Source organism: Paenibacillus sp. FSL M7-0134 (assembly GCF_038007865.1).
Taxonomy (GTDB): Bacteria; Bacillota; Bacilli; order Paenibacillales; family Paenibacillaceae; genus Paenibacillus; species Paenibacillus polymyxa_B.
Map to the genome: position 1 here is coordinate 955,276 of NZ_JBBOXV010000001.1, position 20,021 is coordinate 975,296.

24 protein-coding genes are annotated in these 20,021 nt (G+C 43.9%); 10 read left to right on the plus strand and 14 right to left on the minus strand.

The genetic code is table 11. The annotated features are described in order from the left end of the window. Positions 1–24 precede the first annotated feature (24 nt). Together NSQ58_RS04100 and NSQ58_RS04105 are read right to left on the minus strand one after the other, a co-directional pair. Entirely contained in the window at positions 25–513 is a 489-nt protein-coding gene (locus tag NSQ58_RS04100) for a hypothetical protein (protein WP_053326631.1), read from the minus strand. 160 nt (positions 514–673) lie between these two features. Further along, the gene (locus NSQ58_RS04105; RefSeq protein ID WP_013312645.1) at positions 674–1,024 is read right to left on the minus strand and encodes a winged helix-turn-helix transcriptional regulator; all 351 of its coding nucleotides are present in this window, start codon (positions 1,022–1,024) and stop codon (positions 674–676) included. 160 nt (positions 1,025–1,184) lie between these two features. Between NSQ58_RS04105 and NSQ58_RS04110 the strand changes: the two genes are divergently transcribed. Beyond that, a complete protein-coding gene (locus NSQ58_RS04110; RefSeq protein WP_076295185.1) occupies positions 1,185–1,736 on the plus strand; it encodes an NAD(P)H-dependent oxidoreductase in 552 nt (183 codons plus the stop codon). A gap of 32 nt (positions 1,737–1,768) precedes the next feature. Beyond that, a complete protein-coding gene (locus NSQ58_RS04115; RefSeq protein WP_023991009.1) occupies positions 1,769–2,479 on the plus strand; it encodes an SDR family oxidoreductase in 711 nt (236 codons plus the stop codon). Between the two features lie 114 nt (positions 2,480–2,593). On the opposite strand, the gene NSQ58_RS04120 is transcribed toward NSQ58_RS04115, so the two are convergent. Beyond that, the gene (locus tag NSQ58_RS04120) at positions 2,594–3,322 is read right to left on the minus strand and encodes a YheC/YheD family protein (RefSeq protein WP_023991010.1); all 729 of its coding nucleotides are present in this window, start codon (positions 3,320–3,322) and stop codon (positions 2,594–2,596) included. A 281-nt stretch (positions 3,323–3,603) separates the two neighbouring features. Between NSQ58_RS04120 and NSQ58_RS04125 the strand changes: the two genes are divergently transcribed. The 4 genes from NSQ58_RS04125 to NSQ58_RS04140 all read left to right on the plus strand — a co-directional run bounded on the left by NSQ58_RS04125 (position 3,604) and on the right by NSQ58_RS04140 (position 6,205). Then, positions 3,604–4,149 (plus strand): glutathione peroxidase, encoded by a 546-nt coding sequence (locus NSQ58_RS04125; protein WP_023991011.1) that lies wholly within the window; start codon positions 3,604–3,606, stop codon positions 4,147–4,149. A gap of 132 nt (positions 4,150–4,281) precedes the next feature. Beyond that, positions 4,282–4,860, plus strand: a complete 579-nt coding sequence (locus NSQ58_RS04130) for a TetR/AcrR family transcriptional regulator (RefSeq protein ID WP_075154961.1) — start codon at positions 4,282–4,284, stop codon at positions 4,858–4,860. 31 nt (positions 4,861–4,891) lie between these two features. Beyond that, on the plus strand, positions 4,892–5,632 hold the full coding sequence (locus NSQ58_RS04135; RefSeq protein ID WP_023991013.1) for an SDR family oxidoreductase: 741 nt from the start codon (positions 4,892–4,894) through the stop codon (positions 5,630–5,632). A gap of 36 nt (positions 5,633–5,668) precedes the next feature. After that, on the plus strand, positions 5,669–6,205 hold the full coding sequence (locus NSQ58_RS04140; RefSeq protein ID WP_023991014.1) for a Crp/Fnr family transcriptional regulator: 537 nt from the start codon (positions 5,669–5,671) through the stop codon (positions 6,203–6,205). On the opposite strand, the gene NSQ58_RS04145 is transcribed toward NSQ58_RS04140, so the two are convergent. The 8 genes from NSQ58_RS04145 to NSQ58_RS04180 all read right to left on the minus strand — a co-directional run bounded on the left by NSQ58_RS04145 (position 6,138) and on the right by NSQ58_RS04180 (position 12,992). Further along, positions 6,138–6,659: a DinB family protein gene (locus NSQ58_RS04145; protein WP_023991015.1), complete on the minus strand. Its 522-nt coding sequence runs from the start codon at positions 6,657–6,659 to the stop codon at positions 6,138–6,140. The two genes, NSQ58_RS04140 and NSQ58_RS04145, sit on opposite strands and share 68 nt — an antisense overlap. Before the next feature lie 67 nt (positions 6,660–6,726). Further along, positions 6,727–7,671 (minus strand): helix-turn-helix transcriptional regulator, encoded by a 945-nt coding sequence (locus NSQ58_RS04150; protein WP_264454380.1) that lies wholly within the window; start codon positions 7,669–7,671, stop codon positions 6,727–6,729. Between the two features lie 110 nt (positions 7,672–7,781). Then, on the minus strand, positions 7,782–8,138 hold the full coding sequence (locus NSQ58_RS04155; protein ID WP_023991017.1) for a nucleotide excision repair endonuclease: 357 nt from the start codon (positions 8,136–8,138) through the stop codon (positions 7,782–7,784). A 157-nt stretch (positions 8,139–8,295) separates the two neighbouring features. After that, positions 8,296–9,036: a YheC/YheD family protein gene (locus NSQ58_RS04160; protein WP_053326436.1), complete on the minus strand. Its 741-nt coding sequence runs from the start codon at positions 9,034–9,036 to the stop codon at positions 8,296–8,298. A 16-nt stretch (positions 9,037–9,052) separates the two neighbouring features. Then, entirely contained in the window at positions 9,053–10,165 is a 1,113-nt protein-coding gene (locus tag NSQ58_RS04165) for a 2-aminoethylphosphonate aminotransferase (RefSeq protein WP_069081032.1), read from the minus strand. Next, positions 10,162–11,322: a phosphonopyruvate decarboxylase gene (gene aepY / locus NSQ58_RS04170; protein ID WP_028540900.1), complete on the minus strand. Its 1,161-nt coding sequence runs from the start codon at positions 11,320–11,322 to the stop codon at positions 10,162–10,164. Before aepY ends, NSQ58_RS04165 begins: the two co-directional genes overlap by 4 nt. After that, positions 11,322–12,221 (minus strand): phosphoenolpyruvate mutase, encoded by a 900-nt coding sequence (aepX, locus tag NSQ58_RS04175; protein WP_028540901.1) that lies wholly within the window; start codon positions 12,219–12,221, stop codon positions 11,322–11,324. Before aepX ends, aepY begins: the two co-directional genes overlap by 1 nt. Before the next feature lie 42 nt (positions 12,222–12,263). Then, entirely contained in the window at positions 12,264–12,992 is a 729-nt protein-coding gene (locus NSQ58_RS04180) for a YheC/YheD family protein (protein WP_053326440.1), read from the minus strand. Between the two features lie 295 nt (positions 12,993–13,287). Here NSQ58_RS04180 and NSQ58_RS04185 point away from each other — a divergent pair, with 295 nt between their 5' ends. After that, complete coding sequence (locus NSQ58_RS04185) at positions 13,288–14,487, plus strand: glycosyl hydrolase family 28-related protein (RefSeq protein WP_053326441.1); 1,200 nt, start codon at positions 13,288–13,290, stop codon at positions 14,485–14,487. Between the two features lie 118 nt (positions 14,488–14,605). Next, positions 14,606–15,229, plus strand: coding sequence for an acetate uptake transporter (locus tag NSQ58_RS04190; protein ID WP_023991024.1), 624 nt, complete (start codon positions 14,606–14,608; stop codon positions 15,227–15,229). An 85-nt stretch (positions 15,230–15,314) separates the two neighbouring features. Here NSQ58_RS04190 and NSQ58_RS04195 read toward each other — a convergent pair whose 3' ends face one another. After that, positions 15,315–16,301 carry an aldo/keto reductase gene (locus tag NSQ58_RS04195; RefSeq protein WP_264454379.1) on the minus strand — a complete coding sequence of 329 codons (987 nt, stop codon included), beginning with the start codon at positions 16,299–16,301 and terminating at the stop codon, positions 15,315–15,317. Positions 16,302–16,541: 240 nt separating this feature from the next. Between NSQ58_RS04195 and NSQ58_RS04200 the strand changes: the two genes are divergently transcribed. After that, a complete protein-coding gene (locus NSQ58_RS04200) occupies positions 16,542–17,249 on the plus strand; it encodes a phosphodiester glycosidase family protein (RefSeq protein ID WP_023991026.1) in 708 nt (235 codons plus the stop codon). A gap of 53 nt (positions 17,250–17,302) precedes the next feature. On the opposite strand, the gene NSQ58_RS04205 is transcribed toward NSQ58_RS04200, so the two are convergent. Further along, positions 17,303–17,794, minus strand: coding sequence for a hypothetical protein (locus NSQ58_RS04205; RefSeq protein WP_028540909.1), 492 nt, complete (start codon positions 17,792–17,794; stop codon positions 17,303–17,305). A 116-nt stretch (positions 17,795–17,910) separates the two neighbouring features. Between NSQ58_RS04205 and NSQ58_RS04210 the strand changes: the two genes are divergently transcribed. After that, a complete protein-coding gene (locus tag NSQ58_RS04210; RefSeq protein WP_053326445.1) occupies positions 17,911–19,095 on the plus strand; it encodes an RCC1 domain-containing protein in 1,185 nt (394 codons plus the stop codon). Positions 19,096–19,299: 204 nt separating this feature from the next. On the opposite strand, the gene NSQ58_RS04215 is transcribed toward NSQ58_RS04210, so the two are convergent. After that, on the minus strand, positions 19,300–19,929 hold the full coding sequence (locus NSQ58_RS04215) for a YfbR-like 5'-deoxynucleotidase (protein ID WP_023991029.1): 630 nt from the start codon (positions 19,927–19,929) through the stop codon (positions 19,300–19,302). Positions 19,930–20,021: the final 92 nt, after the last annotated feature.

Below are 20,021 nucleotides of genomic sequence, written 5' to 3' on the forward strand. Positions count from 1 at the left end.
TCGTATACCGTCGTTGACTACGTTTTAGCTTAGAGATACCGCAATTCGTGTACCTTTCACGAATTTAACAAATAAGTACCGAACAAGCGGCCCCACAATTAAGAGTTGCAGAGGGAAAGCAAAAATAAAATTCTTGCAAACTAAAGACAAGTAATTTTTAAATAATGAGTCTCCCGAAAGACCATTAAAAAAGTAAGCCGTCCCCAATCCATAAAGTGACATACAGAGAACCATTCCAATGACCATACAGCATGAGAGGGATAGAATCACAAATACCTTTTTAGATTTGTCGTATGGTAATGAGAAGGCTATTTTCTTTGCTAGTGGACCGACAATAAATAATTCCAATACGAAAGCAATGATAAAACATAAAATAAATTGCAGAAACATTACTTTTAGAGATATTGTGCCAATCAAGTCATTTGTATATAGATTATAAAATGTCATGAATACGACCATCCCCAAGCACATCATTAAACCAAAATAAAAATCTTCTTTCTTCGTTGTTGGCAATTCCATCATCCCTTCTGTGTACCTTGGTAATTATATAAATAGTCAAAACCTCCACATAAGTGAACTTTCTGTGAACTTTATAGTAAGCGCTTCCTTTTTTGTATATAAGAAATAGGCATCGTTCATCTCAACGATACCTTGGAATACTGCGTCATGTCCCTCAATGATCTGCTTTTAAATCTAAGCCAAATCTCTTCAGCTCAATAAAAACACCTTCCAGTCGCTTCCCTTTTTCCGTTAACGAATATTCAACACGCGGGGGAACCTCGGCATATACCTTTCTTTCTAACAGGCCGTTATCTTCTAGTTCCTTCAGGCGTAGGGAAAGCGTTTTGGGGCTAATCCCCTTCATGGATTTTTGAAGTTGGCTGAATCTCAGTGTTCCTTCGATAAGAAGGTCGCGGATGATTAAAAAAGTCCATTTCGTTCCGATCAAATCAAGTGTTTGGGCAATAGGACACGGCTTACCTGGTATTCCTTTGGTCAATTCAATAGGTTCTTGGGCGTGCATAGGAACTCCTCCAAAAATATCTGTTAAACCCAATGGTATCACAATAGTTCCATTTAGGAAACTATATGAATTAAATATCACTACTTCCCTAAATAAACTTACTACATATACAATATCGGTGTAGCAAGTCATGTTTTCTCTAATACGAGGAGGTGAAGAGATGAAAAATATACTAATCATTAACGGTCATCAAAAATATGATTCGTCTGAAGGGAAATTGAACCGAACATTGATGGACAATATGGTGCGTCTCTTAAGTGAAGAGAACAAAATCAAAACAACGTCTGTTCAAAATGGCTATACCCTCAGCGAAGAACAAGAAAAATTTTTATGGGCGGATGTAGTCATTTACCAAACCCCTATCTATTGGTTCAGCGTTCCTGGATTATTAAAGACTTATATGGATGAAGTCTATGCTTACGGTGTATTCTTCACGGGTGCTCATGAATATGGTAGCGGAGGTTTATTAACCGACAAGAAATATATGTTCTCCACGACTTGGAACGCTCCAGAAAAAGCTTTTAATGATCCAAATCAATTTTTTAATGGCGCTAGTCTAGAAGCCGCACTCAGGCATTTGCATTCTGCACATACATTTCTCGGCATGGAGCCTTTGAAAAGCTTTGCGTGCTACGATGTTATTAAAAATCCAAATATACCTAAATTTATTACTGATCTTGATATACATCTACAAGCCGTATTACATGATTAACAAATCCAGAGGAACACTAGGAGGGAATCCATTTGCAAAACCAAAAGATTGTCATTATTGGTGGAAGCTCAGGTATTGGTTTAGAAACAGCTAAGCAAGTCATTTCGCTTGGAGCGGAAGTGGTAATCGCCAGCCGCTCGGAGGATAAATTGCACAAGGCCAAAGAAATGCTGGGCCCTCGTGCTGCAATACATGTGCTGGACACGTCAGATGAGCAGCAGGTAAAATCCTTCTTCGGAAAAGTCGGCCCCTATGATCATCTTATCGTTAGCGCGGCAGAAACCTCAGGTGGGTCATTCCTTCAGTTGGAGACGGATCAAGCCCGCAAGCTATTCGAAAACAAATTTTGGGGCCAGTATTATGCAGCTAAATACGGAGCTTCCCAACTTTCAACCGAGGGTTCCATTACCTTATTTTCAGGAGTGGTGGCATACAAGCCGATGATTGGCTCCTCTGCGCTCGGTGCTGTGAATGCAGCGGTTTCGAATCTTGGTCAAACCTTGGCGTTAGAGCTTGCTCCCATCCGCGTGAATGTCGTCTCACCCGGCATTATTGATACACCTTCACGCAGCAAAATGCCTGAAAATACGCGCAATCAATTCTATGATACGATCGCGCATAAGCTTCCTGTGAAGCGAGTTGGACTTGCCGAGGATGTTGCACGAGGTGTAATTTATTTGATTCAAAATCAGTTTGTGACCGGAACAGTCCTTCATGTGGATGGCGGACACATTTTAACATAAAAGCTTCGTCTTAAATCCGTCAGTCATTTAACAAAAAAAACGAAGAACGCTCCCGCATCTTTGCTTGGGCGTTCTCCTCTTTTCTTATCAATGAATGATTTCACAAACTTTATCCTAGTGATGAATACGACGTTTGTTTCTCAAAATGTTGCGAATCATCTTGTGATTGGGGAGCTGCCTGAACAACATATGTCCGGGATGCGGATTGGCCTCGATAATCCAGATTTGACCGCTCTTTTCAATAGCAAGATCGATGCCCAGCTCGCGAACCGGATGATTTGTATCTATCGTGTCGGCAATGATTCTAGAAAGCTCGGTGATCTGGTCCAGAATCTCTTTCATTTTTGTTCTGTCATTTTTAAAGACCCTTAAAAGCACTTTGGACAACGGCGCCGCATGTCCTCCCTTCCGATAGTTGGTAACGACTTTTCGAGGTGCAGCGACACGGCCGGTTATTCCTGAAATGACCCATTCCGATTCCGGCTTCTGCATATACACTCTGGCATCAAAAATGGAACCTTTGTACTTGGCTAACTTAAGTCCTTGCTGTACCAAATAACGGCGATGAGGTCTCCGATAGGTTCTAACTGCTCTTCTTACGGCGTGGGATCTAACGACTCTGCGACTGGAGCCACAACGAATCTCATATTTCCTCCCCAGCTTTTTCGCACGTATGATGCCAGTTCCTCCACTCCCATAATTAGGCTTGATGAAGACTGTGCGATAGGTATCCAGCATCCGTAAAGTCCTTGCATTACTGATCCAGCGGGTTTCGGGCAAGTGAGAACGTAAAATGGGATGTTGTCGCATTTCCTTGTATTGAATCATCTTTCCAATGGGCACGAATATCCCTCGATTCTGTTGGGTTTTTGCACACATTACATGAATATGCATCTATATTCTATCTTGGTAACGGCGAATGCCACAGTTTGCTATGAAAGAGGCAAATCTCCTACTTTCTTTAAGGCGAGTCTTCTTTGATTTCAAGAGAGAAATGAACAAAGTGTTCTTTGCATGACGAAGTTATTGCAAATACCTATAAAGTTGATTCCAATAATATATTAGACCAATAATAATTCTGGATATATGATGTATTAAAAAATAACGTGAGGAGGAACGTTAATATGTCTATTTATGATTTTCAGGCAACCTCAATTAACGGGAAGCCGATTGAATTCTCAGATTACAGAGGAAAGGTTCTCCTCATTGTAAACACAGCCAGCAAGTGTAGCTTCTCCAGTCAATTCGCTGATCTGCAGAGGCTCTACGAAAGACGGAGGGAACAAGGTTTTGAAATCCTTGCGTTTCCTTGTAACCAATTCAATGAAAAAGAGCCGGGTAGCCATTCGGAGGTTCAGGGAATCTGTCAAATGAACCATGGAGTAACCTTCCCGCTATTTGAGAAGACGGATGTAAGAGGCTCATCTCCTCATCCTTTATTTCAATATCTGACCCAACAGGCACCGTTTCAAGGCTTCGATACCCAGACCAAAGACGGTCAATGGATGGAGGATTTCCTGCGGGATAAGTATCCAGAAATATACGCTGGCGACGGTATCAAGTGGAACTTTTCTAAATTCTTGGTCGATCGCGATGGCCATGTAAAAGGAAGATTTGAAGTAACAACCGAGCCCTGTGCCATTGATCCTGTCATCGAATCGCTATTGTAATTTTTCCGTTCACTTCTTTGGATTCTTTAAAAAAAGAGTATCAAATGACAAAAATGAATATTTGTCATTTGATACTCTTTGTGTTATCCTGACTTCAAGGAGGTGACTCACACGGCACTTGACCGTGTCCCTATGGAAAAATCCTCAGATGTGCTAACCAAGGAACAGATTCTCATCGCTACAGAAGACACCCTTAGACGTTTTGGTGTAGCCAAAACCTCCGTGACCGATGTTGCCAAAGTACTGGGAGTAAGTCATGGCACCATTTACCGACACTTTAAAAGTAAGGCCGAGCTTCTTGAAGGCGTGACCGAAAAATGGCTGAATGAAAAGATTATTGGCCCGTTAACGGAGGTCTGTCAGAATTCATCTATACTGGGAACGCCACATTTAAAACGATATATACAGACCTTAGTCGAACTTAAGCAGTATTATGCCCGCGACGACGAGGAAATGTTTGAGATGTATACGAGGGTCACCGAGCAAGCCGCTGATTTAATCGACCTGCATATCGCCCACATTGTGGATCAGCTCGCTGATATCATTGCACGCGGGGACATCACATCGGATCAGCCAGCCCAACTGGCGCGTACCCTTTTCTATGCCACAGCCCGTTTTCATCATCCCGCTCATGCTTACGAATGGAAGAGTCCCGTGATTAATCAGGAGTTTTCGGATGTGTGGATGCTTTTAGAAAAAGGAATCACTTAAAATAGATAAAGGAAAGAAGGACAAAACACATATGAAGCATTTGGACGGAAAAACAGCAATTATCACCGGGTCCTCCAGAGGGATTGGACGTGCCATTGCCGAGCAACTGGCTGATCTGGGCGCTAATGTAGTCATCAATTATGCCAGCAGTCCGGACAAAGCCCAAGAAGTCGTGAAGAGCATTCTTCAAAAAGGCGGCAAAGCCATTGCACTTCACGCTGATCTGGGCAAAATGAGTGATATTGAAGCATTATTTACAAATACGATTGCTGAATTCGGTAAAGTGGATATTCTGGTTAACAACGCTGGGCTGATGATCACCCAACCTCTGGCTGAGGTGACCGAAGCTGATTTTGACAAACAATTCGCACTCAATGTAAAAGGCACTTTCTTTGCATGTCAGCAAGCCATGAAATATATGGAGAACTACGGAAGAATCGTGAACCTGTCTACATCCGTGATCGGACAAATGTTCCCGGCCTATAGCGTATATGCAGGTACCAAGGGCGCAGTGGAGCAATTTACCCGTCAGCTAGCCAAAGAGTTCGGAAGCAAGCAAATTACGATCAACGCTGTGGCTCCCGGTCCTGTGAACACCGAGCTTTTCCAAGCAGGAAAAACCGAGCAGCAAATCGAAGGCATGAAAAAAATGAATGCTATGGGTCGGCTCGGCGAACCGGAAGATATCGCTGATGTGATTGAGTTCCTGGTCAGCGCCAAATCACAGTGGGTTACCGGGCAAACGATCCGCGTCAATGGCGGGTTCATCTAAAAGCTGGAATACATGGAATGGAGGCTGTTTACGTTCATGATATTAAACAAAGGCGAGACCTTATTTCGACAAGGAGAATCCGGCCCTTTATATCACTTAAAGAGCGGCTTGTTAAAAATTGTCCGAGTCCATGAAGACGGCTCGCAAATTTTAGTTAATGTGATTGTGCCCGATGAAATCATCCCGCACCACTCCCTGATCAGCCCCAATCCTTATTATGGTACAGCGGTGGCGTTGGTAACCTCTGAGGTCGAGGTTCTGTCGCAAAAAGAATGGTATCAGGCGCTGGAGCAAGATCCGGCTCAATGTCGGGCTATCGCTTTGCAGCTACAGGACAAGTTACGCATGATGCAGCAACGAATTGACCAGCTCACCGAGGTGTCACCTGCCGAGAAGCTTCGGAAGCTCCAACGCTGGTTCCACTCCTACATCGCACCCGCCACGTTAACGGACGTGCTGACGCAGGAGGAAATCGGCCAGTTTATTGGGCTGCGTCGGGAGACGATTAATCGGCTATTGCGTGCTTCAAGCGCTCCTTCTGCAAAAGATGATGACGATAATGCATCTCAATGAGCTCAAACCACTCTCCAGCATTCAACGCACCAAAACTGGGATGAGAGACGGTGAACAGCGTTGTTGATTTCCCAACGGTCGGCTCAATCTCTCTCATCTTGCGGATCACGACGTTTAATCCCTCCACAATTTCTTCTTTGCTAGTGGGTTGTTGGGGAGTGTACTGAGGGGATGGTGGAACTTGGATACGCATTGGCGGAAAGCTCCCCAGATTAAAAATGGCTGTGCCTGCCTCCGTTTTAACTCCTGTCTCCCCATTAGGCTGTAGACAAAGATCAATGTTCTTAAGATGCATATACAGTGCAGAGTTCACCAAATGAAGATACATTTGTCCAAGCGACCATTGACCCTCCTGAGGTGTGTATTGCAGTTCCTCCAAGCTAAAGCTGTCCAATTCAAGAAGATAGTGTTGTGCCGTTTCTTCGAAACGCTGCAATGTTTCAGTTGTATTCATATATTAATAATTGCCCCTCTCTATCAAAGTAGCTTTACTATACAAAAATGCTACTGACAGCATTATGTCAGTAGCATTTCAACATTTTTTCCACTTCCACACGTATCCGCTCCCTGAGCGACTCAGGCTCCAGCACAACCATATCCGCGCCCCATCCAAGTATCCATTGCAGTAGTTCCTCTGGCTGTCTGACGCGGAAGAGTACATGCAGTCCATCTGCACGCTCCTCTATGGCCTCCATATAAAAGTTGTTCGCTTCCTTCACCTTATCTGCGATATCTGAACGTGCTAATATGCGAACAGTTACATGACGGTCATCGGTTTGCTTGTAATCCTGCAAATGAAAATCGACAGGCAACTCAAACCTGTCCTCCAGCACGATAAGCTTGTCCATACGTGACAGACGGAAATGGCGAAGCTGCTGTCGCAATTCGCATTGCCCAATTAACATCCAAGAACCACGGAGCAGTACAAGACCATAAGGAGCGACCACACGCACACTTTGACGATTCCCGTCAGCCTCTGGCATTCTCTTGGAGTAGCCAAACTGTACTTTCCGTTTTTCCAATACTGCGAGACGCAACGTTTCCAAACAGGTTTTCTCGCTATGGTTTACCCCTTCACCCACCGCGAGCAGTCTGATGGTCGTACGCACCCGGGAAACTTCCCTGCGAACGCTCTCCGGTAATATGGCTTCAATCTTCCTGCGGGAGGTTTGCGCCTTGATACCGTAGTCTGTATCAAATTTTTGTTCGACAAAATCCGTTCCGATTAGCAACGCCACAGCCTCTTCTGCGGTAAAGCTCAGGGGGGGCAGGAAGTACCCCTCCATCAAGGAATATCCAATGCCCGGTGCTCCTACAATCGGTACACCCGATTCACTTAGAGCCTGAATATCCCGATAGATGGTCCTCACACTCGTTTCGAATATGGCTGCCAAATCCTCGGCTCGTAAAATATCCTTACGCTGCAACTCTAGCAAGATCGCTAGCAAACGATCTGTTTTGTTCATACCACGGCCCCTCTCTGGAAGGATCTAAAATGCAGAAATACAAAAAAGCAATAAGGGCAGTACAGTCACTGCGACTTATTGCTCTTTTTTTTCATACGGAAGTTACTTCATTATTTAAAAAACACTTTTTCGACGTTATATTTAGCCTTTTGTGAATTGATGATGTAGGTTTCATAGATTTCTCGCTCTACAGCATCTTCCACAATACAAACCTCAATAATCGCTACTTCGTTCCGCTTGTCCTTGATCGGCGATACGGTATCTTCAAAATGCTTTTTGATTCTTTGTCTCAGCTTTCTTGCTTTACCAACGAACAGCAATTCCTCCTGTGTGTTGTAGAACATAAAGATACCAGCCTTATCTCTAGGGATCAGGTGAAAGTCGGTAAATCCGTAAATATGGCTGAGCTCAGGGTTAACCTGTTTGGTAATTGTGATATCCGGAGTTGGAATTGTTATATTAATCACTATGTCACTTCCTCATTCTATATAGGTGTAAATATTATCACAAATCCCGTGGTAACACCATTTAATAATCCTTTGTCCCATGACTAAAACTCCCGACTTAGAAACTGTATGAGAAAAAGATGACTCTGATGAATACAGAGCCACCTTTTCATTTATGTTATCCATTTTTGTAATCCGTAATGCGGTAATACATCGTTTTATCCTTCAACTTACGGAAATGGGACCTTGCCGGATAAAGATTAGCCTCAATAATCCCGATACGTCCTTTCCGGTCTATTCCAATGTCCAGTCCATACATACGATGTCCCGGAAAAAAATTACTTAATCTCTTCGCGGAACGGATGGAAACACGATTAATACGGGACTCTAGGGCACTGGCAGACAGGTGCCGAACAGAAGATTGTTTTATGCCGGATTTAAAACTGAGTAAAGTTCCCTTACTCCGTGTATTGTTGGAAACAATATAACCTTTGCCTGCAACTTTGATAACCTTCCCTGTGACTACCCATACAGGTGAGCCGGTTCTCCGTTGAATGATGACTCTCATATCAAAAGGGCGTTTGTTGATGGTCGGACGGGTAATTCTGCGTTGAACCATATAACTGGCGTTCCCGATTTTTCTTCTAATATAATGATACGTATTGGTTCTACCCCTTACTAAAACTCTTTTATTCTCGTAATGTACGATGTACTTATGGTTTCCTAACCAGGAGACCTGGAAGATCCCCCGTCCACGACTCCCCCACACCGGTTTCACAATAACATGCACGTACTTGGAGAGAAGTTTCGAGAAATTATGCCTATCCAGGAGCCTCGTCTCGGGGACATAAGACCTCAGAGACGCATACCTTCTCAATAACAAATATTTGTACCACTTATCTTTTGCTCCTGATGCCATGGGAACTCCACCTTTCTCATCCGCATTTTATGCTACTGAGATAGCCTTCAAGCAATTCCAAAAATAACTCCATTTCCTTATACGTAATATCACCTATATTGGCAATCCGGAACGTATTTAGCTTCTCTAGCTTGCCGGGATAAATCATCATGCCTTTGCTATAAAAATAATCATGCATAGATTGAAAATCATAACCTGCACAATGAGGCTCAAGAATGGAAGTAATGATCTTGGAATGATGCTCTTCGGGAATGATATAGGTTAGGCCTAACCGGGCTAACCCGTTAATTAAGGTTTTCCAGGATGTCGCGTACCTTTCGTACCTTTTATCCACCCCTTCTTGCTTTAATTCCTCAATCGCTTGTCTAAGCGCATATAAGGTTTGGACTGGGGGAGTAAACCGCATCTGCCCATGTTCCACAAAGTAGTTATATTGAGCATACAAATTCAAATAATAGCTTCTTGGTTTCTGGCCTTTCAAATTCTCCAATTTGCTTTTTTCGGCGATCACAAACGAAACCCCGGCCATTCCCTGTAAGTTTTTGTTGGAGCTTGCCGCCAGGTAGGCAATGTTCATTTCCTTCAATTGAATTGGAACGGCCGCAAATGAGCTCATGGCATCCACGATCATGTCGATTTGATATCTTTTGCACAATTCTCCGATATCCTTCACCTTGTTAAGCAGGCCAGTTGTCGTCTCATGATGTACGACGGCCAGATGGGAGACAGTGCGTTCGGAAGATTGGATAAACCTTTCTAATTCAGCCAAATCAATCGCATCATCGGGGGGACTTTTGAATTCAAGATAATCTACCCCATAAACCTTCGCTATCTCGCACATCCGTTTTCCATAGGCTCCATTGCTGACAATGATTGCTGCATCGTGATTCGGGACCGAACTGATGATGGATTCCACCGCTGCAGTACCTGATCCGCCAAACAATACAGTCGCATAATCATCCGGGTCAGCAACCAACCGGGTCAGTTCTGTAGAAATATACTCCATGATTTGGCCAAACTCGGCTTCACGAGGACAAATATCCGGAACGACCTGTGAACATTTCACACTTTCTGTAGTCGTTGCCGGCCCAGGGGTAAGCAAAATGTTTTTCTTGACGACAGAACTCATGAACCGCCCACTTCCTTGCCCTTCAAAGGATCGTTATGAATAAAACGCTGCAGACGTTCTTTTACTTCGTGAGGCTTCATATGCGGACGAGCAAGCTGATCCTTGGAATCCTTGGATATTTTCAGGCACAAAAACGTAAGTTCTCTATTCATTTTCCATTCTTGTAAAAAGACTTTTAGTTCCTCGAGACTGTGAACAAGAATCGACTTTGTATACCCACAGGAAGCAGCAATATCTATAAAATCAATATTATGCGATACCGTACTTTGCCCGCCTGTTGATTCATGGGCATTATTATCTAGCATGATATGAATCATATTGGCCGTATGGTAGTACCCGTTGGTTGCCAGGCTCCCCATACGCATCAACAGAGATCCGTCTCCGTCAATCACGACAATATTTTTGCTTGGTTGGCTCAGAGCTAACCCCAGTCCAAAAGAACCGATGCACCCCATAGAACCTACCATGTACAGGTTGTTATCTGCATCTTCAATTTCATATAGTTCGCGCCCAGTTTTACCAGTTGTTGCAAGCTGGACGGTATGGCTGTCTTTCATGGAGTTAATCGCACATAATGCATCATAGCGCGTAGGCATTTGATGATTCGCACGACCATGCTGCCGGATCTGATTTAAATGGATGGAGGTTTGCTGTTTTTTCAATGGCTCTTTGTCGAACGTGCCTTTTTTAACGACAAAAAAGAACGGGCGATTCCGGGCAATTTGCTCATTAGCCTGGATCAATTGATTTTTTACCTCCTCTAAATCCTTGGAGAGATACTGCCATTCCACATCCATCAAATCCAGCATTTGCGTTGTAATCTGGCCCATCAGTTCATGCTGAGGCTCGTCAGGTATCCCCGGTTCTCCGCGCAGACTGACAAATCCAAGCAGAGGAATACGAAAAGGGTAAGTAAGGGAGGTCAATGGCGAAACAGCGTTGGTCAGCCCCGAATTTTGCATAAGGACTACCGATTTCTTCCCCCCTATATAAGCTCCGGATGCAATGGCGACCGCATCCCCTTCGTTAGCCGCTGCAACATAATCGCATTCGTTTATGGCATAATTGATCAAGCTTTTCAAGAAGGAGCATGGAACACCGCTGAAAAAGGTAAATCCTAATTTTTTCAGCTCTTCTCCTAACAATTTCGTGTCCATTATACGCGCTCACCCGAATCCGGTTCTGACGATGGAAGATATTTCTTTTCCGCAGCTTGCAGCTCTTCGACCCCTTGAAGCCGGAATACTTCTTCGAGGGTTGCGACTTCCTTTTCGACATGAACAAGGCTTTCATCCCGATAAATTCGGCCAGATAATTGTTTCATGGCTTGAATGGATGCTCTCAAATTATGGTTTGCCCAAATCACAAGGCTAATCCCCATCTCCTGAAACCTGACGGTTGGAGTCGTATAGTATTTGGTAGGCACGATCACTACTGGCAATCTTCCAGCCCATTCTTTCATGAACGCTTCAATCTCTGCGGCATCCGATCTTTTGCTGTGTATAAATACGGCATCGGCTCCTGCCTTTCGATATGCCTCCGCCCGCTGCAGCGCCACTTTAAGCCCACTCCCGGTAATAAATGCCTCTACTCTGGCCACCACCGTAAAATCCGTGTCCGTCTGCGTATCTTTCATCGCTTTAATTTTCCCGGAAAACTCTTCGATATCAGCCAAAGTCTGCTCTTGACCGTTAATGAAAGAATTCGTTTTGGGGAACCGCTTATCTTCGATACATACCCCCGCAATATGGCGCTGCTCCAGTTTCTTCACCAAGCGCCTTGCATTGTTGAAGTTGCCGTACCCCGTATCTCCGTCCAACAAAATCGGGATGGAGGTAGCGTCACTCATGAATTCCAAAACATCCAAAACCTGCGTCCAGGAGGCCTCATTGTTGTCCCTTACTCCCATCGCTGCAGAGATGGATAACCCGCTGGCCCAAATTCCTTTAAATCCTGCCTCCTCCACAATTTTGGCTGACAGACCATTATGAGCCTCCATGATAAACTCTGGTTTTTGTGAATTGACCAAGTCTCTAAGTTGCTTTGTTTTTTTCATTGAAACTTTCTCCTTCTCCCCTAAAAATAACGTGCATGGAATCTACTTTCGAATAAGACTCTTGTTTCTCATGATGGTGTTGATCATAGTAGGATCGGGAAATTGAGTAAATAGCATATGTCCTGGGTGTGAATTGGCCTCGATAATCCAAATATGACCTTTTTTATCTATGGCAATATCAACCCCCAATTCGCGAACCGGATGCCGTTCATTGATCTTTTTGGCAATAATGACGGATAGTTTGGAGATTCTACGAAAATAGGCATCTGCTTTCGCGCGGTTGTGCTTAAAAAGGCTGAATAGCACTCGATGCAAGGATACTGCATGCCCTCCTTTAAGATAATTGGTAACATACTTATGAGGTGCCGCGACACGGGCAGCCACCCCGGAAATAACCCATTTCCCCCTTGGCTTCTGTAAATATATCCTGGTGTCAAAAATCGACCCGTGGTACTTAGCCAACCGAAGTCCTTTCTGTACCAAATACCGATGTCTGGATTTCCGGTATGACTTAATTGCTTTTAAGACAAAACGAGATCCAACAAACTTTCGACTTGAACCGCTACGAACCTCATATCCTTTTTTCAATCTCTTGACCCGGATGATCCCGCTGCCACCACTCCCGTGATTGGGTTTTATGAAGACCGATGAATAAGTATTCAGCATCCGCGAGGTCCTTGAATCCGTAAACCAGTGGGTTTCAGGTAAATGCGAACGCAAAACGGGATGTTGCAACATTTCTTTATGCTTTTTCATTTTTCCAATAGGCACTAGTCATCCCTCTTATCTTTTTGGGTTTTTGCGCATACAGTATGCATATGCATCCAGATCCCCTTCTGCGTGGGCCGCTACCTCTGCTAGAAACCAAGATTTATGTCACAAAAAGGCATGTCCCAGCTGTTATAAATACGCCCCCCTTGGAGACACCCTTTCGGACAGACTCGGGGTTCGGACCACAGAAAATAGGCTGTCACACACTGTACTTGAAATAAAACCCATTTTGACCGAAAATATAAAGGGTAATTATGTAATTAATTCAACTATTTTGTTAGGAGGAATATGTATCATGTCAAATATCTTTAATCGGAAGGTCAGGTTTAGCTTCTTACTCGTAGCCATCATTGCGTTCGTTATTCAAAATTCTACAGGAGACATTCATGTAGCCCGAGCTGCGGACAATGTAATTAATGCCAAGGATTTTGGTGTTAAAGCCAACTCGAATTCCTCACAGTCAAAGGAAATTCAGAATGCATTAAAGTATTTCTACGACCGAGGAATGGAGGGAACCGTCTATTTTCCAAAAGGAACATACTTGGTTGACGAATCTATTCGTTTATATGCCGGGGTTAGCCTGAACGGTGACGGAATGGGAAAAACGATTTTCAAAAAGACAGGGTCTAAAAGCCAATACGTCGTTGGCGATCCGATTCTACGAAACAATTCTGACCGACTAGACGTGAAGTTATCTAATCTCACCATTGATGCAGACCGTGCCAACCGTGAAGCCCGTGGCGAAAGTCAGGTAGGCGGTATTATTATGGAAATGGCCGTCTCTCACTTCACGCTGGATCACGTGGAAATTTGCGATACAACGATCGGAGCCCTTCTTCGCAGAACGAGAGATTCAGAGATTACCAACAGCCGCTTTGACCGAAATAATGGACATGCTATTGCCACCGGACACGAGAGCTTTCCGGCAGGCGAGTTCCGCAATGTCAAAATTACGAATAACCAGATTACCAATTCGGGCGGCGGCAGTGGAATCAATTTATCACGCGCAACCTACACGACAGTCACTGGGAACCAAATTATTAACAAGACCCATCAATCTGATGGATACGCAGGCATTCGCATCCCTAATAATGGCGCCAACAATACTGTAAACAATAATGTGATTGAAAATTACCCGCGCGGGATCTTTGTCCTGACTGGAGCAACAGGTAACAATGTATACGGAAATACTGTAAAAAATGCATCCCTGCAAGGTCTTTTGGTCCAATCGGATGGCAATACGTTTACCGACAACGAATTTATTCAAACCAATTCCTCACTTACTCCAGAGGCAGTCATTCGCCTTGCTGACGCAAACAACAACAAAGTTATTGGTAACGAGATGACCACATACTCCGGGTTCTCCAATATAGGAATACGGGTCACCGATTCCAACTCCAATGAAATTAAGGACAACATCACAGATACTAGAGGTAAATCAGTCAGTATTGAAGGCGGGCGTAATAACGTCAATACAGGCAACCGCAATCGGTAGAAATTTTATGAATTACCTACTATGCGAGTACGTCGGTTTCCGTTACAATATGTCAGTGTGATTCTGGCATCGGCAGATTGACGCGTACTTGAACATTATTGGAGGCTTCTATTTTTTCATGCAAAACGAATCTCATTCTAACGTAAAAATCATAACGGCCGATCCGAGTGCGATCGGCCTGTTTGGCTTGGCTATCGTAACGCTTGTGGCTTCATCCCAAAAGCTTGGTCTCACCGAAGGCTTAAGCTTCATCATCCCTTGGGCTATATTTCTCGGTGCTTTTGCGCAGCTGTTTGCCTCCATTCAGGATGCAAAACATAACAATACCTTCGGCATGACGGCATTTGGTGCTTACGCCTTCTTCTGGTTAGCCGTAGCTAGTAGCTGGATGATTAAAATGGGCGTATTCGGCCCTGAGCTGGCGTCTGCTGTAGACGGCAAGCAGCTCGGCTTTGCCTTTGCGGGCTATCTCATCTTTACGCTCTTTATGACCATTGGAGCGATGGAGACGCATAAGGTTCTATTCTTTATTTTTGTGTTGATTGATTTTCTGTTCCTCGGTCTTAGCTTCGATGCATTCGGCGTTGCACCAGAGATATTCCATACCATCGCCGCTTATGCTGAAATGGGCATTGGTCTGCTCTCACTGTATGGTACAGGAGCTGCCGTTCTGAATGCTCATTTTGACCGTACATTCCTGCCCGTCGGACGTCCTTTCGGCATTTTCAAGCCACGTCCTTAACTGTATATGTAAACCCACAAAGCCGCCTTTCGCGCCGATCCGCGTAAAGGACGGCTTTTGTTTTGGGATTAATATGCTATCTTAATTATTCAGCTTGCCAATTCGGCATCCGCTCTGCCGGATAACGAAGGCCTGCTGCCATTCCTTTTGGAATGATTGCGTTAATAGCTTCCATTTCCTGTGTGGATAAAACAACATCGATGGAACCTGCATTTTCCTCTAAATACGTAACCCGCTTGGTTCCTGGAATCGGTACAATTCCCTCCTGCGCAAGCAGCCATGCCAACGCCAGTTGAGAAGGTTTGACCCCTTTTTGGGCAGCAAGGTCCTTAACATGCTGCACGAGGTCCAGATTTTTCTGGAAATTCTCAGGTTGGAAACGTGGCACCGAGCGACGGAAATCATCTTCTGCAAAATCATCAAACTTCTGAATTTGCCCGCTCAAAAATCCGCGTCCAAGTGGACTGTAGGCCACAAATTCGATACCCAACTCCTTACACGTCGGTATAACTTCATCTTCCGCTTCCCGGCTCCATAAGGAGTATTCCGTTTGCAGCGCTGTAATCGGATGTACCTTGTGAGCGCGTCGAATGAGCCCAGGAGAAGCTTCGGACAGCCCCAAATAGCGGACTTTTCCCGCCTGAACCAAGTCACTCATCGCGCCAATCGTTTCCTCGATAGGTACATTCGGATCGACACGGTGCTGGTAGTACAAATCAATCACATCTACACCCAGTCTTTGCAGGCTGCGGTCACATGCCTCTTTTACATATTCAGGACGGCCACTTACACCCATAAATGCGCCATCTTCCCCGCGCATAATGGAAAATTTAGTGGCCAATACGACTTCGTCACGGTGGCTCCGCAGGACTTGGCTAATCAGTTTTTCATTTTTCCCCACACCGTAGACATCGGCAGTATCCCAGAAGTTTATCCCTAGCTCCAGCGCACGATGAAGCGTTTTGATCGACTCCTGATCATTCAACTCACCGTAATATTCGGACATACCCATGCAGCCCAGACCCAGTGCAGATACTTGAAGGTCGCTGTTACCCAGTTGTTTCTTTTTCAATTTTTATCACTCCTAAATTATCAGAATAGTCATCGCATTTCCTAATCACTACGTCACATTCCGTATGTTACTACTTAAAGTTAACTTGAAGTCAAGCATTGTCTTGTATATGCTATTTCAAAATTTTTTAGAAAAATTTGATTTCCGGGTTGTAAGAGGCAGCTGTAAATTTCCTATATATATGAGAAACGAATTATCGCGCGAGATTCGGTTTCAAAATAATCCAATTGGAGGTTTAACATGCCAGCAAACTACTCTTACACCAAAACGTCCGATGGTTTCCATGTTATCATCACGCCAGCTTCGAATATTCAAAATAAAAATATTCGAAGCCGGATCACACAGCAAACCGATTACGGGATTAATGGGGGCTTCTTTAACCCAATCAGCACAACAAAGGCGCCGACCGAGTGTTTGTCTATCGCGGTCACACCTAATAATACCCATGATACTAAGGCGAATGCCAAAGGGAATAGCCGTGGTACAGCATTTGTATACACGGAGAGCAACAAAACGAAAATAGGGATTACCCGTGCTTCAAGTGTGACGGATCTCAAAAAACAAATGGGGACTTCGATTACGTATAAGTCTATTATTAGCGGCGGTAGCCTGTCGCTGAAGAAAGAGGAAGAAGCATGGCTTGAGGATTTAAAAGATATTGAAAAATTTGATTTGAACGGAACGTTGCGATACACCGATTCCACCGGGCGAACTGGCCTGGGCTTCAAGGTCGTAAATAATGTTTGGCAGGTCTACCTGGTTGTTCATGAAAATGCGACACTGAAACAACTTCGCAATTATTTTATTAAACAGGATTGCTTTGAAGCCATTCTTCTTGATGGTGGAGGCTCGTCCGGTATTCAAGTTAAGAACTCTGCAGGCACTATGGTTAAGTATGAGCAAACACGTTATATCTACAACATGGTAAAACTCATTAATATCACCTAAGCCTTATGATATAACGTGCTTGTATAGGAGTAAGGAGGCCTTACCGGCCTCCTCTATAAATCATCCAGCACAACGATTTCCAATGCCAGGAAAACAGGTGTTACAGGGTACACATAAGAAACTTCAATCGGTTGCCCCGCTTGTAATTGTGCTGGATTGATTAATTGCCTCCGCTGACCATCCATCTGCTTATAAATATGTGTATCTGGGACAGATATATAGACCGATTGGATAGGTTTTTCCGTTGGATCATCACTTTGGGGTAGTTCTTTAGCAAATTGAACAGGCTGTTCAAATCGGACCAAATAGTCCATGGTGGGGGCTGCTAAGGGTTGTTCTACTTCTTTTTCAATTCTTTCAATACTTTCGATTTTGGCACGCCCTGTGTATACCGTTGTGCTTTCCAGACGGACTAAGTCAAAAATAGATTGAGCCACCGCTCCATTAGATTCGTTAACCGGCGTAGCCGATTCTGTTGTAGAACATGCAGGCAGTAATGCTGCCGCAAGCAAGACAAGGACAAGGGCAGAAACTCTATTTTTCATAAGTGATCCTCCCTAATCTGGTTTATAGAATATGTTCACTATTAAGACGCGGACAGGAACAATTTGGTTGCTTTAGTCTGTATTTATCCATTACATTTTGAAAGGTGTGCAATTATATGTTAAAAAAACTCAGTTTGGTAGCTCTCGCTGCATCAACACTTTTAGTAGGAAGCTCTATTACGGCAAGCGCTGATTCTACTGTAAATTACGACCATTTGCTCTCGGCAGGGACCACTAACGCTTTCCTGGCCATGGAAGATGGATCTTCATTTTATGCAACGGGAAGTAACGGTAATGGCAAGCTCGGCGTGGGCGCTGGCGGAGGGAATAATAAAACAAGTCCGGTGCAGGCCCATGTATCTGATATCGCTATGATTGATGCCGGTGCTCTGCATTCGACCTTGCTCAAAAAAGACGGAACCATCTGGTCTTGGGGCTTTGCAGGTTACGGGGAGCTAGGAACAGGGATTAAAAAGGGTTTTGTAAATGAGCCTGTTAAAAACAAATATATTAATGATGTGAAGGAAGTGAGGGCAGGCGGTCAATTCACACTTGCGCTCAAAAATGACGGAACCGTGTGGGCCTACGGAGAAAACAACTTTGGCCAACTGGGCATTGGCACAAAAGGAGCTTCCGCCTTTTCCGTTAAGCCTGTGCAGGTACAAGGTTTGGAGAATATTGTAGCCATTGACGCTGGCGATAGCTTTGGTGCAGCCTTAGACAAAGATAATCAGCTATGGGTATGGGGACGTGGTTATGATGGCGCAATGGGGCAGGATGACAAAGAAGACCAGCTTACCCCTGTTCAATATCGAATTGATGATATCAAAACTTTTACTGCCGGAGCTGACCGCATTTATGTACTAACGAACAGCGGAGAAGTATATGCTTCCGGGAGTAACACTTCTGGAAAGCTTGGGGATGGAACCTCTACTTTTAGAAGATCACCCGTATTGATCAATGTTTCCAATGTAAGTAGACTGAAAGCAGGCAAAACTCAAACTTTTGCACTTAAAAATGATGGAACTCTTTGGGGCTGGGGAACCAATAATGAGGGACAGGTAGGTGACGGGACCGATGTATTTTCTGTTAAAGTCCCATCCCAAGTTGTAGATGACACAAACACGCCACTAACCGATGTAGTAGCATTCAGTGCAGCAGGAACCCACTCCCATGCTTTGACAGCCGATGGGACGGTCTGGTCCTGGGGATATAACAAAAACGGCGAACTGGGAATCGGCAACACCAAGGAACAATATGCTGCCACGAAAACGAATTTCCCAAATCCTTTTTCGGAATAACTAATATTCTTATACCTTAATAAATTGTTTAAGGAATACGCTTAGCCCTCCGTTTTTCCAACCCCAAAAAAGCAATAAGGGCAGTTCAATCAACTGCCCTTATTGCTCTTTATTTTCATATAGAAGCTACTTTATTACAAATAAAACTATTATTATGTATGAACAGAAGCGCTTCAGTAGCTTCTGGACGGTAGAGAAATTCATTTACAGAGCTAAGGCTTCTTCCGTAATCTTTTTGATATCAATGGATGAAGGCGTTTCTTCCTTGACCATATCGGGCAAGATATTTTCCAAAAAATAATCAACGCAATGTAATTGAATATTCTTGATTTTCACAAGTGCATTACGGTACATGACTATAAATTCTTTTTCAGTATTTCCCCGCTGTAGTTCGGCAAATGCTTCGTACACCTGATCCATCTTGTCAGCAACTTCAAGGATCAAACCTTCTACTGAATTATCTTTGCCTTCACGTAACTGTTTGCGAAAAATAGCTTTAAAATCCTCGGGAATATTCTCTTCAATAAAATACTCAATCATACCTTCTTCGACCTGCTGGATTAATAATCGTAGTTCCTTAGAGGAATGCTTAACAGGCGTTTTGATGTCCCCAATAAAAATTTCCCCGTAATCGTGACTGCTCGTAATCTCGTATAGCTTTTTCCAGTCAATACTGACACCATTTCTCTCTTCAATATCAGCCAGCGTTTTAGCGTATTGTACTACTTTCCAAGAATGTGCCGATACGCTGTGTTCCTCGAATTTAAACTTACCCGGACAACGGATGATTCTTTCCAGCTCATTTAGCGACCGAAAATACGTGTGAATTCCCATCATTGCATCCATCCTTTAACATATATGAGATAGTCAATATAAACCCCACTATAAACCTCAACTATTAACAGCAGATTATCGCAGTATCAAGT

What these genes read in the sequence shown, in the direction of transcription:
- NSQ58_RS04130 (WP_075154961.1), top strand. Translation starts at nt 4,282, where the DNA reads ATGGAAAAATCCTCAGATGTGCTAACCAAGGAACAGATTCTCATCGCT.
- aepX (WP_028540901.1), bottom strand. Translation starts at nt 12,221, where the DNA reads ATGAAAAAAACAAAGCAACTTAGAGACTTGGTCAATTCACAAAAACCA.
- NSQ58_RS04215 (WP_023991029.1), bottom strand. Translation starts at nt 19,929, where the DNA reads ATGGGAATTCACACGTATTTTCGGTCGCTAAATGAGCTGGAAAGAATC.
- NSQ58_RS04105 (WP_013312645.1), bottom strand. Translation starts at nt 1,024, where the DNA reads ATGCACGCCCAAGAACCTATTGAATTGACCAAAGGAATACCAGGTAAG.
- NSQ58_RS04135 (WP_023991013.1), top strand. Translation starts at nt 4,892, where the DNA reads ATGAAGCATTTGGACGGAAAAACAGCAATTATCACCGGGTCCTCCAGA.
- NSQ58_RS04200 (WP_023991026.1), top strand. Translation starts at nt 16,542, where the DNA reads ATGCCAGCAAACTACTCTTACACCAAAACGTCCGATGGTTTCCATGTT.
- NSQ58_RS04165 (WP_069081032.1), bottom strand. Translation starts at nt 10,165, where the DNA reads ATGAGTTCTGTCGTCAAGAAAAACATTTTGCTTACCCCTGGGCCGGCA.
- NSQ58_RS04185 (WP_053326441.1), top strand. Translation starts at nt 13,288, where the DNA reads ATGTCAAATATCTTTAATCGGAAGGTCAGGTTTAGCTTCTTACTCGTA.
- NSQ58_RS04140 (WP_023991014.1), top strand. Translation starts at nt 5,669, where the DNA reads ATGATATTAAACAAAGGCGAGACCTTATTTCGACAAGGAGAATCCGGC.
- NSQ58_RS04145 (WP_023991015.1), bottom strand. Translation starts at nt 6,659, where the DNA reads ATGAATACAACTGAAACATTGCAGCGTTTCGAAGAAACGGCACAACAC.
- NSQ58_RS04205 (WP_028540909.1), bottom strand. Translation starts at nt 17,794, where the DNA reads ATGAAAAATAGAGTTTCTGCCCTTGTCCTTGTCTTGCTTGCGGCAGCA.
- NSQ58_RS04110 (WP_076295185.1), top strand. Translation starts at nt 1,185, where the DNA reads ATGAAAAATATACTAATCATTAACGGTCATCAAAAATATGATTCGTCT.
- NSQ58_RS04160 (WP_053326436.1), bottom strand. Translation starts at nt 9,036, where the DNA reads ATGGCATCAGGAGCAAAAGATAAGTGGTACAAATATTTGTTATTGAGA.
- aepY (WP_028540900.1), bottom strand. Translation starts at nt 11,322, where the DNA reads ATGGACACGAAATTGTTAGGAGAAGAGCTGAAAAAATTAGGATTTACC.
- NSQ58_RS04125 (WP_023991011.1), top strand. Translation starts at nt 3,604, where the DNA reads ATGTCTATTTATGATTTTCAGGCAACCTCAATTAACGGGAAGCCGATT.
- NSQ58_RS04210 (WP_053326445.1), top strand. Translation starts at nt 17,911, where the DNA reads ATGTTAAAAAAACTCAGTTTGGTAGCTCTCGCTGCATCAACACTTTTA.
- NSQ58_RS04190 (WP_023991024.1), top strand. Translation starts at nt 14,606, where the DNA reads ATGCAAAACGAATCTCATTCTAACGTAAAAATCATAACGGCCGATCCG.
- NSQ58_RS04150 (WP_264454380.1), bottom strand. Translation starts at nt 7,671, where the DNA reads ATGAACAAAACAGATCGTTTGCTAGCGATCTTGCTAGAGTTGCAGCGT.